The organism is Wolbachia endosymbiont of Drosophila seguyi (assembly GCF_028981765.1).
GTDB lineage: Bacteria > Pseudomonadota > Alphaproteobacteria > Rickettsiales > Anaplasmataceae > Wolbachia > Wolbachia pipientis.
Genome location: NZ_JAPQLM010000169.1, coordinates 1 through 2,691 on the forward strand (window position 1 = coordinate 1; position 2,691 = coordinate 2,691).

Sequence of the window (2,691 nt, forward strand, 5' to 3'; positions counted from 1 at the left end):
AAACGAGCTCAACTATATGCTGCTAAGGCTTACTCAAGGCAAGCTGATAAATCTGGTAAGTACATTGATTTAAAGAAGGTTTTCTTTATTGCTATCTCTAATTGTAATTTATTTCCTGATAAGCTTGATTATATATCCAGCCACACTATAAGAGATGAGAAAACCAATGAGCATGACTTAAAAGATTTTCAATTTGTATTTATTGAACTACCTAAATTTCCTAAGAATAAGGAAGAACAGCTAGAAAGCATAGTGGATCGTTGGTTATTTTTCTTCAGTGCGACCCGGAAAGCCGTGGTTTTGTGATGGTTAAATTCCATCTTCCCTAGACATCGGGAATAATGTATGTCTCACATTTCAAAGGATGGCAACCTTTGGGATGCAAGCATGAGATAAAAGCAGGTAACACTAAACCTCATGGTGAATCCCTGCAAACAGAGTTAGATATGATTACGAGAGGAACCTATGTTTGAATTGTCGTCAAAGCATAGTATGCGAAAAGAGGTTGAACTACGCATAGACCAAAATGGTACGAAGCAAAAGGGGAACTAAAGATTGAAGACTTTAGTTATTGATGTTCCCAGCTTCCGGCAAATAGTAGGAATCTAAGTTTAACGTGAAACGAAGCTATGGAACGGAGTAACCACATAAAAGCTCTTATATTCATTAAATATAAGTAGGTAGCCAACCACAAGCCGCTATGTGGAAGGATTGTTTAAGAAGCTAATGCCCAAAGTAATATCTGGGATATGCAGACGTAAACACTTTAATTTGGAAGGTAAAGTGGTGAATAGTAGTGAATATGTTATGGACCAGCAAAAAGCTAGGTATGAATGGAATGGAATTCCTTGGCGAAAGCTGAAGAAATCTTCATTTAAGCTACAAAAACGAATTTACCAAGCCTCTAAATGTAATGATATCAAAAAGATGCACAACCTTCAGAGATTATTACTCAAATCAACAAGTGCAAGAACGATCGCAGTTAGAAGGGTAACTCAGGACAACAGAGGGAAAAAAACTGCAGGTATTGATGGAAAAGCTAACCTTAGTCAAAAAGAAAGATTGCAATTGGCAAACTCCTTAGATATAAGAGAGAAAGCAAAGCCATCAAGACGTGTCTGGATCCCAAAACCTGGTAAGCCATCGGAATATCGCCCGCTTGGTATACCAACTATATCGTGTCGAGCAAAACAAACACTTGTAAAAATGGTGTTGGAACCAGAATGGGAGGCAAAACTTGAGCCAAACACTTATGGTTTTAGACCTGGTAGATCATGTCATGATGCAATTGAAGCCATATTTAATGTGCTAAAACAGAAAACAGCATATGTATTAGATGCTGATATTTCTGGATGCTTTGACAATATTAACCATAATAAACTGCTTGAAAACCACACCAGCGTTAAAGAAAATCATAAGAGGATGGTTAGAAGCGGGTGTTATGGAAGATGGAAAGCTTCAATCCACAAAACGTGGTACAATTCAAGGAGGCACCGTTGCTAGCTTGTGTTGCATTACACGGATTAGAGCAACATGTCAAAAAAGCATTAACAAACGAACTCTTTCAATGCATGAAAAGAAAATATGGTAGGATATCGCATAAAAACGCGCAAAAGTCTATTAGTGTAATTTTCTACTGTGATGATTTTGTCATCATACATGAAAACGAAGAGATTATTCTTAAAGCAAAAATTTTAGTTGAAGAATGGTTAGAAACCATTGGACTAAAATTAAAGCCCTCTAAAACAAGAATTTCTCATACATTAAGAACCATTGACGAAACAAAACCAGGATTTGATTTTCTTGGATTTTCAATAAGACAATATCCAACAAAAGAAAGTAAAAAAGGTTACACATTATTAATAAAACCAAGTCGTAATTCTATAAAGCAGCATACATTTGCTATTAAACATAAACTTAGAGAAATGCGTGGGGCGCCACAGGAAGTAATAATAAGGAATCTCAATCCAATAAACAGAGGATGGAGTCAATATTACTCTTCGGTAGTTTCATGTAAAATCTTTAGCTCATTGGATAATATTATACATAGAAAGCTCTGGAAGTGGGCAGTCTTTAGGCACCCAAACAAAGGGAAATGCTGGATAAAAAGAAAATACTTTAAAAAGTATAATAACGATAACTGGCGTTTTATGACAAGTAACAAGATACATCTTATTATACACAGCGATCATGTTATTAAACGACATATCAAAGTGCAAAAAACCAGGTCTCCATATGATGGTGATTGGGTATATTGGGGTAATCGTCTTAGAGAAATACCAGATAAGCCATCGAGAGTAATAAAACTATTGAAGTTACAACAAAGTAAATGCGGTAATTGTAGACTATGGTTTGAAAGTGATGATATAATAGAAATACATCATAAAGACCGGAATAGACGAAACAATATGATCAAAAATTTATCTTTGTTACATGGGCATTGTCACGATGAATTACACAGGAGGTGTGCATGACAAGCACCAAATTAGAGAGAAGCCGTATGAGGCGCAAAGTCTCACGTACGGGTTTGAAGTCGAGTGAGGAGGGGCGACCTTCTTCACTTAGACAACAGTATGCAGATGAAACTACAGATGAAGACCTAAGGAATATAGCAGAAAAATCACCAATAATAAAGTTAGCCTACGATGAATTAGACAGGTTTAGCTGGAATGAAAAAGATTTAGTAGCATA

At 36.1% G+C, this 2,691-nt stretch carries 3 protein-coding genes and 1 pseudogene; all 4 read left to right on the forward strand.

Features of this window, described 5'->3' with window-relative positions; all coding sequences use genetic code 11:
* The coding region (locus tag OZD62_RS04315; RefSeq protein ID WP_275019504.1) for a PD-(D/E)XK nuclease family transposase at window positions 1-306 on the forward strand (306 nt) is incomplete at its 5' end.
* 420 nt (window positions 307-726) lie between these two features.
* Window positions 727-1,503, forward strand: coding sequence for a reverse transcriptase N-terminal domain-containing protein (locus OZD62_RS04320; RefSeq protein WP_213863355.1), 777 nt, complete (start codon window positions 727-729; stop codon window positions 1,501-1,503).
* Window positions 1,449-2,474 (forward strand): group II intron maturase-specific domain-containing protein, encoded by a 1,026-nt coding sequence (locus OZD62_RS04325; protein WP_275019505.1) that lies wholly within the window; start codon window positions 1,449-1,451, stop codon window positions 2,472-2,474. Before OZD62_RS04320 ends, OZD62_RS04325 begins: the two co-directional genes overlap by 55 nt.
* A pseudogene (locus OZD62_RS04330) lies at window positions 2,471-2,691 on the forward strand (hypothetical protein); the annotation flags it as partial. The gene OZD62_RS04325 and the pseudogene OZD62_RS04330, both read left to right, overlap by 4 nt.